At 51.1% G+C, this 15111-nt stretch carries 15 protein-coding genes; 8 read left to right on the forward strand and 7 right to left on the reverse strand.

The features are described from left to right. Positions 1–44: 44 nt before the first annotated feature. Positions 45–1889 carry a molecular chaperone HtpG gene (gene htpG, locus FH603_RS05275; protein WP_186736420.1) on the reverse strand — a complete coding sequence of 615 codons (1845 nt, stop codon included), beginning with the start codon at positions 1887–1889 and terminating at the stop codon, positions 45–47. A 156-nt stretch (positions 1890–2045) separates the two neighbouring features. Here htpG and FH603_RS05280 point away from each other — a divergent pair, with 156 nt between their 5' ends. After that, complete coding sequence (locus tag FH603_RS05280) at positions 2046–2348, forward strand: rhodanese-like domain-containing protein (protein WP_186736421.1); 303 nt, start codon at positions 2046–2048, stop codon at positions 2346–2348. Here the strand turns inward: FH603_RS05280 and FH603_RS05285 are convergent, their stop codons facing one another. The 3 genes from FH603_RS05285 to rplS form a co-directional block, all read right to left on the reverse strand. Further along, the gene (locus tag FH603_RS05285; RefSeq protein WP_186736422.1) at positions 2349–3278 is read right to left on the reverse strand and encodes a bestrophin family protein; all 930 of its coding nucleotides are present in this window, start codon (positions 3276–3278) and stop codon (positions 2349–2351) included. A gap of 49 nt (positions 3279–3327) precedes the next feature. Then, on the reverse strand, positions 3328–4104 hold the full coding sequence (gene dapF, locus FH603_RS05290) for a diaminopimelate epimerase (protein ID WP_186736423.1): 777 nt from the start codon (positions 4102–4104) through the stop codon (positions 3328–3330). 134 nt (positions 4105–4238) lie between these two features. Then, positions 4239–4613, reverse strand: coding sequence for a 50S ribosomal protein L19 (rplS, locus tag FH603_RS05295; protein ID WP_186736424.1), 375 nt, complete (start codon positions 4611–4613; stop codon positions 4239–4241). A 115-nt stretch (positions 4614–4728) separates the two neighbouring features. Here rplS and FH603_RS05300 point away from each other — a divergent pair, with 115 nt between their 5' ends. Both FH603_RS05300 and FH603_RS05305 read left to right on the forward strand, forming a co-directional pair. Beyond that, positions 4729–6246 carry an NAD(P)H-hydrate dehydratase gene (locus FH603_RS05300; protein ID WP_186736425.1) on the forward strand — a complete coding sequence of 506 codons (1518 nt, stop codon included), beginning with the start codon at positions 4729–4731 and terminating at the stop codon, positions 6244–6246. Positions 6247–6473: 227 nt separating this feature from the next. Beyond that, positions 6474–6638 carry a hypothetical protein gene (locus FH603_RS05305; RefSeq protein ID WP_186736426.1) on the forward strand — a complete coding sequence of 55 codons (165 nt, stop codon included), beginning with the start codon at positions 6474–6476 and terminating at the stop codon, positions 6636–6638. An 82-nt stretch (positions 6639–6720) separates the two neighbouring features. Here FH603_RS05305 and feoB read toward each other — a convergent pair whose 3' ends face one another. The 3 genes from feoB to FH603_RS05320 form a co-directional block, all read right to left on the reverse strand. Beyond that, a complete protein-coding gene (gene feoB / locus FH603_RS05310) occupies positions 6721–8841 on the reverse strand; it encodes a ferrous iron transport protein B (protein ID WP_235985344.1) in 2121 nt (706 codons plus the stop codon). Between the two features lie 104 nt (positions 8842–8945). After that, positions 8946–9173: a FeoA family protein gene (locus tag FH603_RS05315; RefSeq protein ID WP_186736428.1), complete on the reverse strand. Its 228-nt coding sequence runs from the start codon at positions 9171–9173 to the stop codon at positions 8946–8948. A gap of 110 nt (positions 9174–9283) precedes the next feature. Continuing rightward, positions 9284–10048 carry a sulfite exporter TauE/SafE family protein gene (locus FH603_RS05320; protein ID WP_186736429.1) on the reverse strand — a complete coding sequence of 255 codons (765 nt, stop codon included), beginning with the start codon at positions 10046–10048 and terminating at the stop codon, positions 9284–9286. Positions 10049–10123: 75 nt separating this feature from the next. Here FH603_RS05320 and FH603_RS05325 point away from each other — a divergent pair, with 75 nt between their 5' ends. The 5 genes from FH603_RS05325 to ccsA (FH603_RS05345) all read left to right on the forward strand — a co-directional run bounded on the left by FH603_RS05325 (position 10124) and on the right by ccsA (FH603_RS05345) (position 15097). Continuing rightward, the gene (locus tag FH603_RS05325) at positions 10124–10798 is read left to right on the forward strand and encodes a heme exporter protein CcmB (RefSeq protein WP_186736430.1); all 675 of its coding nucleotides are present in this window, start codon (positions 10124–10126) and stop codon (positions 10796–10798) included. Between the two features lie 118 nt (positions 10799–10916). Next, a complete protein-coding gene (ccsA, locus tag FH603_RS05330; RefSeq protein WP_186736431.1) occupies positions 10917–11576 on the forward strand; it encodes a cytochrome c biogenesis protein CcsA in 660 nt (219 codons plus the stop codon). A 70-nt stretch (positions 11577–11646) separates the two neighbouring features. Further along, a complete protein-coding gene (locus FH603_RS05335) occupies positions 11647–11901 on the forward strand; it encodes a CcmD family protein (protein ID WP_186736432.1) in 255 nt (84 codons plus the stop codon). Positions 11902–11909: 8 nt separating this feature from the next. After that, positions 11910–12350 (forward strand): cytochrome c maturation protein CcmE domain-containing protein, encoded by a 441-nt coding sequence (locus FH603_RS05340; protein WP_186736433.1) that lies wholly within the window; start codon positions 11910–11912, stop codon positions 12348–12350. An 80-nt stretch (positions 12351–12430) separates the two neighbouring features. Further along, positions 12431–15097, forward strand: a complete 2667-nt coding sequence (gene ccsA, locus FH603_RS05345; protein ID WP_186736434.1) for a cytochrome c biogenesis protein CcsA — start codon at positions 12431–12433, stop codon at positions 15095–15097. Positions 15098–15111: the final 14 nt, after the last annotated feature.

Below are 15111 nucleotides of genomic sequence, written 5' to 3' on the forward strand. Positions count from 1 at the left end.
AAGCCGGACGTATGCCCGGCTTTTGATCGACTTAGCGTCTATTTTTACAACGCGTCTACCGTTCTACGAACGAAGGCGGTTAATTCTGCACCGGTCAGCATATTCTGCGAAAGCAGGGCAAGGTCATATACCTGCTTCGTTAACGCAGTCTGTACATCACTGTTGGTTTCTGCCAGTAATTTTCCAATCAAGGGGTGGTTGGCATTCACAACAACATTGTAGCTGACAGGCAGGCTGCCATAGAACGACTGCTCACCCGACAAAGCCGCCATATCTTTCATCCGGCGCATAAACTCCGGCATGGTGATCGTTACGGGTAGCTCATCGATTGGTTGGGCTTCGACACTTACGTTCAGCGATTTGTTGTCCAGTACCTGATCAAACAGATCCTTCAGTTTGGTCCGGTCGTCTTCAGACAGTACGCTCTCGTTGTTAAGCCCTTTGTCAATCAGCTTATCGAGTGTATCGGCGTCAACCCGCTGGAAATGTACTTTTTCCAGTTTCTGCTCAAGAGCGTTGATAAAGTGAGAATCGATGACGTTGTCCAGGAGCAACACATCGTAACCGCGCCGAACAGCCGATGCGATATAAGCATCCTGCTGCTTCCGGTCGGAGGTATACAGCATCACCAGCGTTTCGTTCTTATCGAGTTGGTTCGCCTGGATCTTCTCCCGGTATTCGTCCAGGGTAGCATACTGGCCTTCGGTGTTCTTGAGTAATACGAAGCTTTTTGCTTTTTCCCAGAACTTCTCATCACTCAATATGCCGTACTTGATGAACAGGCCGATATCGTCGAACTTTTCTTCAAAACCTTTACGGTCGGTGTTGAACAGATCGTTGAGTTTATCGGCTACTTTGCGGGTGATATACCCGTTGATTTTCTTGACACTGCTGTCGGCCTGAAGGAAGCTTCTCGACACGTTCAGTGGAATATCCGGCGAGTCGATAACGCCGTGGAGCATCATCAGGAAGTCGGGCACAACATCCTTAACTTCGTCGGTGATAAATACCTGGCGGCTATACAGCTGGATTTTTTCGCGCTGGAACCGTAGTTCGTTTTTGATGCGCGGGAAATACAGAATACCCGTCAGGTTGAATGGATAATCGACGTTGAGGTGAATCCAGAACAAGGGTTCCTCGCCCATTGGATACAGCTCACGGTAAAATGATTTGTAGTCCTCGTCGGTCAGGTCGGCAGGCGACTTGGTCCAGATCGGCGTGGTATTGTTCACGGTCTGGCCATCGAACTCAACCGGGGTAGGCAGGAAACGGGCGTACTTGTCGAGAATAGTCCGCAGCCGGGCCTTGTCCAGAAACTCTTCCGAATCGGGCGCAATGTGCAGGATAATATCCGTACCGCGTTCCGTCTTTTCGGCAGGCGTCAGCTCAAATTCTGTCGAGCCATCACATACCCACCGCGCGCTTTCAGCACCGTCCCGGTACGATTTAGTGATGATTTCAACCTGCTCGGCTACCATAAAGGCAGAGTAGAAGCCAAGTCCGAAATGGCCGATAATGGCCCCTTTGTCGTCTGTCTTGTCCTTATACTTCTCTAAAAAATCCGACGCGCCTGAGAAGGCGATCTGGTTGATATACTTTTTGATCTCTTCAGCGGTCATACCAATACCGTTGTCGCTGACAGTAATCGTTTTGGCTTCTTCATCGAGCGTGACCGTTACCTTCAGGCCGCCCAATTCGCCACCGAATTCGCCAAATGACGACAGCTGGCGTAGTTTCTGGGTAGCGTCGACTGCATTCGAGACCAATTCGCGCAGGAAAATCTCGTGATCGGAATACAGGAATTTTTTAATGATCGGGAAGATATTCTCGGTATGGATCGAGATCTGGCCCCGCGTGGATTCGCCTTTTTCGTTCTGTACGGTTTCCATCGTATATAGTAAAGATGAGGTTACTGGTAACTGGCGGGCGTCAAATCCTGTTCCAATACCGTGGCGGCTGACAGATTGACAGAGTCAGTGCCACTTATCGGCTCTTTTTCAGAAAATACTTACCTTAGTTACGCTCCACAGGACTAACCTCCATTTATGCATACCTACACAGACATTACCCTAACCGAACTTGAAAGCCTGCGCCAACAACCTGATACGCTCATTGTCGATGTTCGGGACGAGTGGGAATTTGACGAATTCAACATCGGTGGCCTGAACATACCCCTCCCCGACCTACGAGCCCGAAAAACCGAGTTACTGCCGTTCACTACGCTGATTGCGGTCTGTACCAATGGCGCGCGCAGCCGGGTGGCCGCTAAAGACTTCCTCCGGCAACCGGAGCTTGAACACAAGACTATTTACCACCTCCATGGCGGCATTACCGAGGCCGTAGATTGATCAGGTAACAATGGTGAAGCCTGGCTTGGCCGCTTCTTTCTCTACATGCGGCAGGTAGATCTGCAAAATATCGTGTGTGTTGACGCGAATCAACTGCGACAGCTGGTTGAGCGGCAGGTCATTGCGTTCCAGGCCGAATGGGTCTTCAATTTCCTCTCCAATCAACTCCAGGCCTACCAGGACATAAGACGTAAGCATAACTGCCGGAATGGTCAGGTACCCATATACTTCAACTACGGTAAAGGGCAGCACCCCCACATAGAGCAGAATAAACAGTTTAATAAAAAGATTATAGGAAAACGGGATGGGGGTGTTTTTAATCCGCTCGCAAATGCCGCAGACATCCATCAGCGAGCTTAGGTAGCGATTCAAGTTGATATGCTGTGAATCGGATATACGTCCCTGCCGATACAGCGATTCCGTTTTCACCCACAGCTGGTTCGATACACCCGACGGAACGTGATCAAAATTACTCAGGTCCCGCCGTTCGCCTTCTTCTGTCTCGTCCAGTTCGTCGAGGCCCGGCGAGTCACGCAGGTGATTCTTGAGGGCGAAAGGGAAATTAGAAATCGTTTTGGCGAAGAAAAGCCGGTCCGACACATTATCCTGATCCAGCACGGCATTGAAAAATATAGCCATATTCCGGCAATTATTGATCAACGTGCCCCAGGCAATCCGACCTTCATAGAAACGGTCGTAGGCGCTGTTGGTCCGAAAAATAAGCAGCAGGCTGAGGAGAATACCCATCGCCTGTAAAAACGAACTAGGCGTATCCTTTATCCGCAAATCGCTGAAATTAAGCTCGGCGACCGTGACAATTGTTACATAAACTCCCACCAGAGCCACGCGTTTGATCAGCGCTTTAGCGGTTGGTCCTGTATGAAAATGCCAGACGGCCGCTATCCATCCTTTTCCTTTATAAATAATCATACGCTGAGTCAGTTACCCTTGTATACAACACGCCAGCGGAACAACAACACTAGCGTGTTATGGTACCTGTAAATACGCGTTGAGCCGGGCCCGTCAAATAGATACTACCGAACTGGCTATCGCTGCCATTCATCGGTTTAAAAGACACCCGCAGGTTGCCGCCAATAGTTTGAATAAAGACGGGATCAGGCATAGCCAGCTGCCGATAAGCAATTAGTGCTACCGCCGTTACGCCTGTCCCACAGGAATACGTTTCATCTTCAACACCCCGTTCATAGGTTCTTACCCGAACCGTATGGTCATCGATTACCTGCCCAAAGTTGACGTTCGTTCCGCCCGAAAACGCAGCATCATTCCGGATAGCGCGTCCCTGTGCTACCACATCGAGCGACGCCAGATCCTCGGTAAACTGCACCACATGGGGCGAGCCCGTATTGAGAAATGTCAGCCCGTTCCGACTCTCGACACCGGACACATCGCCCATTTTCAGCGAGATATCGCTATCGGTCACCACGGCCGTATGTTCACCATCAACGGCCAGAAAACGGGTTTCTTTATCGAACAGGCCCAAATCGTGCGCAAAACGGACGATACACCGCCCGCCGTTACCGCACATACTTCCTTCGGCCCCATCGGCATTGAAGTACACCATACGAAAATCGTAATCAGGATCGGTCTGGAGCAGAATCAGCCCATCGGCACCAATACCGAACCGGCGATCACATAATCGTTCGATCACCGCCTGGTCGGTGCGGGGGAACGTCCCTGCCCGATCGTCGATCATCACAAAATCATTGCCGGTGCCCTGATATTTAAAAAAATCCATGTGTATCCGTAAGCTGCAGTTTCCGGTCACTGCCTGTAAAGTAACTCGCAACAGCCGGAGACTGTTGGGCCTATCAACGAGAAAAGCTGCCCCTGAAGGCAGCTTTTCGAGAAATAACTATCCGTGGCGAATAATTACGCTGCGGCAACGACTTTTGGCTTACGCTCTTTAACACGAGCGGCTTTGCCCTGACGACCACGCAGGTAGAACAACCGGGCCCGGCGAACTTTACCCATGCGGACGATTTCGATCTTGTCGACGTTTGGCGATAGAACTGGAAAAATCCGTTCTACACCAACTCCGTTCGATATTTTGCGGACGGTGAACGTTTCACCACCGCTACTCGGATTACGGCGCTGGATGACCGTACCCGTGAAAATCTGAATGCGTTCTTTGTTTCCTTCGCGGATTTTGACGTGTACATTTACCGTATCGCCCGACCGGAAAGAAGGCAAGTCGGCGCGACGCTGCGCGTTGTCTGCCTCTACTAATTTGATTAACTCGCTCATGACCGTATATAAATCGCCAGATAACTATTTGCGAAATGAACCGCAAAGATAGCAATCTTCTCGGTGCTAGAAAATACTTTTGTAAAATTACCCAGCGTAAGCCATCCAGGACTTTATGAAAATACTGAGTGTTGACCAGATTCATGATCTCGACCAATCAACCATAAAAAGTGAACCTATTGCGCCAATTAACCTCATGGAACGGGCTGCGCTCGCCTTTGTCAACTGGTTCGCCGACCGGTTTCCCGATACAACTCCTACCAAAATTTTTTGTGGATTAGGCAACAACGGGGGCGATGGCCTGGCTATTGCCCGCTTGCTGCTTGAGCGTGAGTACCCCGTTGAGGTACATGTTGTTCGGTATGCACCCCGCGAATCCGACGATTTCATGCATAATCACCGACGGCTCAAACTGGTGATCGAGACGATAAACTACATCGAATCGGAGAAGGATTTACCCGCCATTCGTCATAACGAAGTCGTTATCGATGCCATTCTTGGATCAGGCCTGACGCGGCCAACCGAGGGTATTGTCAAAACCACCGTTGACGCTATCAATCGGGCTCCGGCCACCGTTGTTGCGGTCGATATTGCCAGTGGTCTGTATGCTGATCAGCCCAACGCAACGACCGATGTGATTATCGAACCAGATTATACGGTTTCGTTTCAATTACCAAAACTGGCGTTTATGCTACCCAGGAATGGCCCCTACGTAGGTGACTGGCACCTGGTCGATATCCGTCTGCACAAACGGTTTATCGATCAGGCACCGACAAATTTCTTTTTTACGCAGCCGCATGAAGCCCGGTTACTGCTTCACAAGCGTGACCGTTATGCCAACAAAGGCACCTTTGGCCATGCGCTGCTGCTGGCAGGTAGTTACGGTAAGATTGGGGCAGCCGTTCTGGCTTCCAGAGCCTGCCTGCGTTCTGGAGTGGGGTTGCTCACGGTACAGATACCGCGTTGTGGGTATGCTATCCTTCAGACCGCAGTGCCCGAAGCCATGTGTCGGCCAGACAGCCACCAAAACATCCTGACCGGCTTGCTGGATCACGAAGTCAGTGAACAGGGTAGCCCGGCCCCGGCTGACTATTCTGTCGTGGGTATCGGTCCCGGGCTGGGTAAGGCTCCCGAAACGCTGACTATGCTCCGGCAGCTCTTGCCAACGCTCAGTAAACCAATGGTCATTGACGCTGACGCCCTGAACCTACTGGCCGAAAACCGCGATCTGCTCTCCCTCCTTCCCCCTAACAGCATTCTGACACCCCATCCCAAAGAGTTTGAACGGCTTACGAGCCAGTGGACCCATGACTACCAAAAGTTAACCTTACTGCGTGATTTCGCTCAACAATATCAGGTTGTGGTTGTCCTGAAAGGGGCTCATTCGGCTGTTGCCACGCCCCAGGGTGATGTTCATTTTAACGCAACAGGTAACCCGGGATTGAGCACGGGTGGTACAGGCGACGTGCTGACGGGCGTACTAACGGCTTTGCTGGCGCAGGGATACGATCCAGTTGAAGCCGCTGTACTGGGCGTTTATGCCCATGGGCTGGCGGGCGACACCGTCGCTGAAGAGCGTGGGCCTATCGGTATGATCGCTTCTGACTTAGTAGATGCCCTCCGGTGGCGCTAATCTGTGGAGATTAGGTGACAACGCTGGGTACAGTTTTCTACACTATTAAGAATATAGAATAACTTAAACTATCAAACAGCCTACCGCTTACGAAATATACGGCAACCTGCCTCAGAACGTGTATCGGGTATTATTACGTATGATACGAATCAGGGTTTCTGCGCTGTTACTACTGCTACGACGGACTCAAATTTGCAGAGTGGTTTATAATCATACCTGCACATACCATGAAGCATACAGTACAGCGAGATTGGCGGGTAACTCGCCCCTCGCGCAAGAGCCGGTTCAACTTCGATCAGACGACAGCCCTGGGCGGTTTGACGGTAGCGTTATTTACTTACATCATTTATCATTTCATCTACCCGCTAATTTCGAAAGGCTTACTTTGGTAGTGATTTGATTTCCAATCATAAACAAACACCCCGTCAGACCAGCGCTGACGGGGTGTTTTCATGGCTAGACAGGTTTGCTGATCTACTTCATTAATTGATAGGTAGCAAATGCGCTCACATAAGCCAGTATCATCATATACGCGAGTTGTACGGCGGGCCACTTCCAGCTTTTCGTTTCACGCTGGGTGGCCGCCAGGGTACTCATACACATCATAGCGAACACGTAGAACACCAATAACGACCAGGCCAGAGCAGGCGTGTACATGGGCTGGCCTGTGTCGGGGTTTCGTTCTTCCCGGAGCCGCTGCCGTATGGTTGTGTTTTCCCCGTCGTCGTCCCCGGACCCTATGCTATAGATGGTAGACATCGTTCCAACGAAGACTTCGCGGGCCGCGAACGAACTGAGTAGCGCGATACCAATTTTCCAGTCGTAACCGAGTGGCCGAATAGCGGGCTCAATAAAATGGCCGAAATGACCAGCGTAGGAAGCTTCGAGCCGTTCTGACGCAATGCGGTTCTGGAGGTCATCGTTTGCCAGCGTTGCATTCTCCTTACGGACACGGGTTTCGGCTTGCTCGATGGCATTGCCCGGACCGTAGCTTGCCAGTACCCACAACACAATGGAGATTGCCAGAATAACACGCCCTGCTTCCCATACGAATGACCGAACACTATCATATACTGTCATGCCGACATGGTTCCAGCGGGGTAATTTGAAGGTTGGCAGCTCCATAATAAAAAAACCGCGTTCTTTCGTCTTTAAGAGCAACTTGAGCACATAAGCGGACAATAAAGCACTCACCAGGCCCAGCAGGTACAAACCCATCAGCGCGAGGCCCTGTAAGTTGAACAGGCCAATTACACGCTGGCTCGGCACAACCAGCGCAATAAGGATCGTATAAATGGGTAAACGAGCCGAACAGCTCATCAGGGGGGTAACAAGGATAGTAATCAGCCGGTCGCGTCGGGTACCAATACTACGCGTAGCCATGATGGCGGGTACAGCACAGGCCACACCCGAAATCAGGGGCACTACACTCCGGCCATTCAGTCCAAACTTGCGCATGATCCGGTCCATGATGACCATGACCCGCGACATATAGCCCGATTCCTCCAGCAGCGCGACCAGCAGAAACAGAAACGCTATTTGAGGAATGAACACCAGTATACCGCCAATTCCTGCCAGAATGCCATCGGTAAGTAGGTCAGTAAGGGGGCCGGCTGGTAAACTCGCTTTCAGTTGGCCATTGAGCCAGGCTACCCCCGTGTCAATAGCATCCATGAATGGCTGCGCCCAGGCGAAAATTGCCTGGAAGATCAGTAGTAACACCATCCCGAAGATTGCGTAGCCCCAAACCGGGTGTAACAGAATACGATCGAACTTCTGGCTCCAGGTAGGCTGACCAATAGGTCGCTGGTCAGTTACCGCTTCACTAACGACCGTAGCGATACGTTTGTAGCGTGTAATGGTTTCGTTTGCCTGAAACGTGGGCTCACTGAAGTTGTGTTTCTTGATGATCTCGTCAAGTCCAACCTGTTGAGAGCGGTTCAGGAACGAAAATCCATCGTGCTGAATAATGTATTGAAGGGCGAGGTAATTGTTGGTTAGCTGATAGTGTTCTTTCGTATCAGTAATCAGATCGGGTTCTCCATCAGCGGGGTCGAAAAAGAGCTGGCCGGGTAAGGTCGGGTGCTCAAGTTGGCCCATCACTGCTTTTTTGAGCGAGTCGATTCCTTCTCCGGTCCGGGCATTGATGCGTACAACGGGTACCCCCAGCCGCATGGCCAACCGTACCGAATTCACCTGCTTGCTCTGTTTCATGGCTACATCGAGCATGTTCAGAGCCAGAACCGTTGGCACACCCAGGTCGGCTACCTGCGTAAAGAGAAGCAGGTTACGGTGCAGATTCGACGCATCGACGACCACTACAGCCACATCCGGATAATCCGGGTGCGCTGGATTGGCCAGGATATCAGTGACAAGCTGTTCGTCTAAGGATTTGGGATAAATGGAATAAACGCCCGGCAGGTCAACGACGGTAGCCGTAAGTTGTGCATCGACCGTCCAGGTGCCGGATTTCTTATCGACCGTTACACCGGGGAAGTTACCGGTCTTCTGGCGCATGCCCGTCAGTTGATTGAACAGCGACGACTTACCGGCATTCGGGTTGCCAATAAGGGCAAGTATGGGGGAGGTACTCAAGGACGCGGTGAGTTTGTGTTTTGCGTGTCTGCGTATTTGTCGGTTCAGCGCCGGTCGACCGGGCATAAACACGAAAACCCCGAACCCACAAACACCCGCAACAGTTAATTTTCGATCAATATCGTAGCCGCTTCAGACCGACGCATCGACAGGCAGTACCCGGACACATTCAGGCAAATAGGGTCGCCTAAGGGAGCTTTGCAATGCAAACACACTTCAGCACCAGGCAGACACCCCATTTCGAGCAATTTCAGCGACATCAACTGATCGTTGAACGACTCAATAGTGGCTCGTTCTCCTGGTTTAAGGTCCGCTACACTGCGCTTACTCATGGCCTTGGGTGCCGGTGCGAATCGGCTATCTTTATTTAGATTCAGTTTAATTAACACAAGATTACGGCGGAAAGTTTGTTGATGCAAGAGGGATGAGCAGAAATTATAACTCACTGCATCAAATCCCAGGCAAACCGTAAAATGGTGGCGGCAATCACCAGCAGGAAGAATATCCGGATGAACTGGTTCCCTTTTAAAATGGCCAGTCGGGCACCCAGAAAAGCCCCTGACAGGTTGGCCACAGCCATTGGTAAGGCAACTACATATAATAAGCCACCCTTATTGATAAAAAACAGCGTACTAGCCAGGTTTGTGGCTGCATTGACCAGCTTTGCATGGGCACTGGCTTTCAGAAAATCGAACCCGATGAGCGTAATGAATCCCAATACCAGAAAGCTACCCGTTCCCGGCCCGAAAAAACCGTCATAGAAACCCAGCCCTACGCCCATTATCCACATCCGTATCCGCTGCTGTTGAGTCGACACAGTCCGATGCGGCAACTGCCCGAAATCTTTTTTAACCAGTGTATACGTGAATACAACGACCAGCATCAACAGAACGAACGGCTTCATATAGGTATTAGGCACGCGGGTCAGGGTCCACGAACCCAGCCAGGATGCGCTGAAGGCAATGGCCATCACGGGGGCAATAAATCGGCCAGCGACCGCCACCCGACGACTGTATTGAAAAGCGCCCATCAGGCTACCGGCCAGCGACGGAATTTTTGTCGTGCCGATCAGTGTCGGAACCGGGTACTGAGGCAGGGTGAATAACAGGGCGGGCGTTTGAATCAGGCCACCCCCACCAATGATCGCATCGACAAAGCCAGCTAAAAAAGCGAAGGTACAAAGCGTAAGAATTGTAGTTAACTCCATAGAACCCGCAAATAGCAGACTTTTCTTTTTCCCATCACCGTTCCGCCGTAAATTTGCCCGATCTTAAGAGGAAGTATGGCAGAATCGGTACGACAAATCGGGGCATTGATGCGGAAAGAGTTTCTGCTGGAATGGCGGCAACGCTATGCCCTGAATGGTATGCTGCTCTACATTGTCGGGGCCGTGTTCGTTTGTTACCTTAGTTTCAATGCCCGCCGTGGGCAGCTGACGCCCATAGTCTGGAACACGCTGTTTTGGATTATTCTGTTGTTTACGGCCATCAATGCCATTGCAAAAAGCTTCGTACAGGAGCGCTCAGGAAGGCAGTTGTACTATTACACCCTGGTTAGTCCGCAGCAGATAATCCTGTCGAAGATTGGCTACAATACGGTGCTGATGCTGATGCTGTCCCTGCTGGGTTTCGGCACGTATGCGTTCGTTTTGGGAAATCAGGCGCAGGATGTACCTCTTTATCTGCTGACGCTGGTACTGGGGGCCATAGGATTTGCGGCCTCGCTGACGTTGGTGTCGGGCATTGCGAGCAAAGCGGAAAACCCGGCTACCCTGATGGCGGTACTGAGTTTCCCAATCATCCTGCCGTTGTTGCTGATGCTGCTGAAGATATCGAAGAATGCCCTGGATGGTCTCGACCGAAGCGTCAGCACCGATGAGATCTGGATCGTCCTGGCTATCGATGCCATCGTTCTGACGCTATCCTGGTTACTGTTCCCGTTCTTATGGCGGAGCTGATGTAAAGCGGCCGGGCGGAGGTCTCCGCAGCTGGTTCGTTAATTGATAAAAACAGGGGTTTCAAGCCCTCATACATTGTTTAGTTAAATGAAACGGACAGAATGTCTGTCTTACCAATATGAAAAACACCTGGTGGAAGGCCCTCGCGGTTCTGATATTAGTTTACGTCATTCTACAGGGTTTGCTGGGTATCGTACCGCGTCAGCCCATCCTCAACGAAAGCATCAGGAATGTGTATTTCCATGTTCCCCTCTGGTTCGGCATGATCGTCCTGTTACTAACCTCAGCGATCTATTCGATCCGCTATTTACGCAGCGGCCGGTTTGATGATGATCTGGTGGCGGTTGAGTTTGCTAACTCAGCTATTTTGTTTGGCCTGCTTGGTTGCGCTACCGGATCCCTCTGGGCCAACTTCACCTGGGGCGAACCCTGGCCCAACGACCCTAAACTGAACAGTGTCGCCGTAGGGATGCTGATGTATCTGGCATATTTGATTCTCCGTGGTTCATTCGACGACGAGCAACGCCGGGCCCGCATTTCGGCGGTTTACAACATATTCGCTTTTGCTGTTTTTGTCCCGCTCATTTTCATCGTGCCGCGCCTGACCGATTCGCTTCACCCCGGTAATGGTGGTAACCCGGCCTTTGGTAAATATGACATGGATAGCCAGATGCGGATGGTGTTCTACCCGGCTGTTATCGGGTTCACGTTACTGGGTGTCTGGATTACTGAACTACACGTTCGGATGCGTCGGGTCAAAGCGGCTTTAGATGATTAAATCCTTAGGCTTTAAACCGAATGATTCCGCTTCTTTTTGCGTTAATTTCATAGTTATTCCCCGTATACCAATGCGACTGCCCCTTTTGATGAAAGCGCCCCTGGCGGCCCTGCTTCTGCTCAGCCAAACCCTTATGGCTCAACAGCCTGTTTCAGATGGCGTAGAGATGGCGGATCGCCTTCGGGCCGATGGTAAAATATGGGTTGTGGTAGCCGTTATCGCGGCTGTTTTTACGGGTATCATCGTATACCTCATCCGGCTTGACCGGCAGATTGGCAAACTCGAAAAAGAAGTGAAAGAGAAAAAAACGAACTATAGCTTGTAAGCCTACCTATGAAACTCTCTCATATTTTTGGAATCGTTGTTATTGCGCTGGCTATCGGCATCATTGTTTCCACCGCTGGTGACGCCAGTTCTTACGTTACATTCAGGCAGGCTAGCGAACTCGCTAAAGATGGCGACGAGAAGATGATCCATGTCGTTGGCAAAGTGCAGAAAGATGCACAGGGCCGGATTACCGACATGTTGTATGACCCCGCCATTGACCCCAACCACTTCGAGTTTACGCTTGTCGATAACAACCAGCAGGCACAGAAGGTAGTCTTCAACAGTCCTAAACCACAGGATTTCGACCGTTCGGAGCAAATTGTGATCATTGGTGCCATGCAGGGCGATCATTTTCAATGTAACAAGATTCTGCTGAAGTGTCCCTCCAAGTACCAGAACGACAAACTGGAAACGACCGAACACGAAGCAAAAACAGCTCAATTGTAAAAAGCTACCTGGTAAAGTAGCTCTTTGTGAGCTGTTCAACTTCACTTTTGTAGTCTTCAGCTCCTTTACTCTTTCTATCAATGATTCATACCACAGTCGGGCAACTTGGCCACTTTCTTGTCATCCTGTCGTTTGTAACGGCACTGCTGGCAACGGTAGCTTATTTCATTTCAGCCCTCGGACGCCAGGGCAGTACCCGGAAGTCGCTCGTTGAAGAGCCACAGCTGGCCTACGCGGGCGAATCGAGCTTTGGCGGAAAAACGACAAAGCGGAAAGCAAGTCCGCCAGCCGGAGCCGCTAACGCCGGCGCTGACAAAGATGACTGGCGTACACTGGCACGCTGGGCGTTTTATATTCACGGGTTAGCCGTAATCGGCGTAGGGGTGAGCCTTTACTGGATCATCTATAACCATTACTTCGAGTACCACTACGCCTGGAGTCACTCGTCGCTGGCTTTGCCTGTGCAGTACATGATTTCCTGCTTCTGGGAAGGACAGGAAGGATCGTTCCTGCTCTGGCTTTTCTGGAATGCGGTGCTGGGTGCCGTCCTGATTCAGAAGAGCGGTTCAAAATGGGAAGCTCCTATGATGACCGTCTTCGCGCTGGTGCAGGCTTTTCTGGCTTCAATGATTCTGGGCATCGTCTTTGGCGATACGTTCAAGATCGGTTCGTCGCCATTTCTATTGCTGACCGAAGCGATGCCCGATGCGCCCATCTTCACGGCCGATCCAACGTTTGTCCCTAAGGATGGTAATGGCCTGAACCCGTTACTTCAGAACTACTGGATGGTTATCCACCCCCCAACGCTTTTCCTTGGCTTTGCGCTGACGCTGGTGCCCTTCGCCTATTGCATTGCCGGTCTATGGCGGAATCAGCCCCTCGAATGGATTCGGCCTGCCCTTCCCTGGACGCTTTTTGGTGCTATGGTCCTGGGCGTTGGTATCATGATGGGTGGTTACTGGGCTTACGAAACGCTGAACTTCGGGGGGTACTGGAACTGGGACCCCGTCGAAAATGCCGTCTACGTTCCCTGGCTGGTTATGGTAGCTTCGCTCCATACGATGCTCATAGCGAAGCGCTCATCGACAGGCTTGAAAACAGCTGTCATACTGACTATCGCTACGTTCCTGCTGATTCTGTACTCGACCTTCCTGACGCGGAGTGGTATTCTGGGAAATGCATCGGTTCACTCGTTTACTGATCTGGGCTTGTCGGGACAGTTGCTGGTTTATCTGCTGGCCTTTGTTGTGATGGCTATTGTGCTGGCAACCGTTAAGTGGAAACACATTCCCAGCGATGCGGACGAAACATCGGTGTACAGCAAAGAATTCTGGGTGTTCATTGGCGCTACGGTCCTGTGTCTGGCCGCTTTTCAGGTTATTGCAACTACTTCGATTCCTGTTTATAACAAAGTACTGGAGCTATTTGGCAAAGTATCTAACCTGGCCCTGCCCGCCGATCAAATTGCCCACTACAACAAATTTCAGGTTTGGTTCTTTGTCATAATCGCCCTGATAACGGGTGTAGGCCAATACATGTGGTGGCGCAAACTGGACAACAAAAAGTGGGATGCGCTCATCACCCCCGGCATTTTGACGCTGCTGCTAAGCGCGGCTCTGATTGCCATTGGTGAGGTCAAAAACCCGGTTTATATGGCGTTGCTGGTAGCGTCTATATTTGCGCTGATGACGAACGGTACTATTCTGCTGGGCATTATCCGGGGTAATTACCGGCTGTCGGGTGGCGCTATCTCGCACATCGGTATGGCGCTTATGCTGATCGGTATTTTGTACTCCGCTGGTTTTACCAAAGTTATTTCGATCAATAACACGGGTATGCTTATCTCGAAGCAGGACGTGTTTACGAAAGACAATAACAAGGAAAATAAAGAAAACACCCTGCTTTGGCTGAATCAGTCGGAACGGATGGGGACCTATCAGCTGACCTATCGCGGCAGGCGTATTCAGGCGCGTGACGTACCAGGGTACATTCCAACGAAAGACATTTCTGTGATCGAAGGCGATTTCCACGGTGTTGCTCAGCGCGACATCGAGCAGAACGGAAAGCTGTATCACAAAAAAGGCGATACGCTGGCTCTTTATCCGGAGAACACTTATTATGAGGTAGAGTACCGTGAGCCGAACGGCAAAATCTTCACGCTCTATCCACGCGCGCAGGTAAATGAACGGATGGGCCTGCTGGCTTCGCCCGATATTCGTCACCAGGCGGGACGCGATACGTATACGTTCGTATCATCCGTGCCCGATCCAAGTGCCGAAAACACCTGGGAGAAAACAGAAACCTACTCGGTAGCGGTTAAAGACACCTTCTTCCTGAACGACTACGTCGCTATACTGGACGATGTATCCCGGACAACCGAGGTGGAAGGCATGGAAATTGGCCCGAACGATGCCGCTGTGAAAGCACGGGTACGGGTACTGGACAAAAACGGGGAGCACATCCTCAACCCTACGTTTATTATCAAAGACCGGCTGGTAGGCCGACGGGCCGAAACGAGCGATGAACTCGGTATTCGGATCCAGCTTAATGAAATCAACCCCCAAACAGGCAAATTTACGTTTGCGGTGAATCGCACACAGCGCGATTATATTGTGATGAAAGCGCTGGAGAAGCCGCTCATCAACCTGCTTTGGATCGGCACGCTCATTGTTGTGCTCGGCTTCCTGATCGCTACCATCCGTCGCTACCGGGAGTTCACCAAAATGAGCAGTAAAACAGTTGATTAGTCGATCAGTCAATG

It is taken from the genome of Spirosoma utsteinense, from assembly GCF_014282275.1.
In the GTDB taxonomy this organism is placed as follows: Bacteria; Bacteroidota; Bacteroidia; order Cytophagales; family Spirosomataceae; genus Spirosoma; species Spirosoma utsteinense.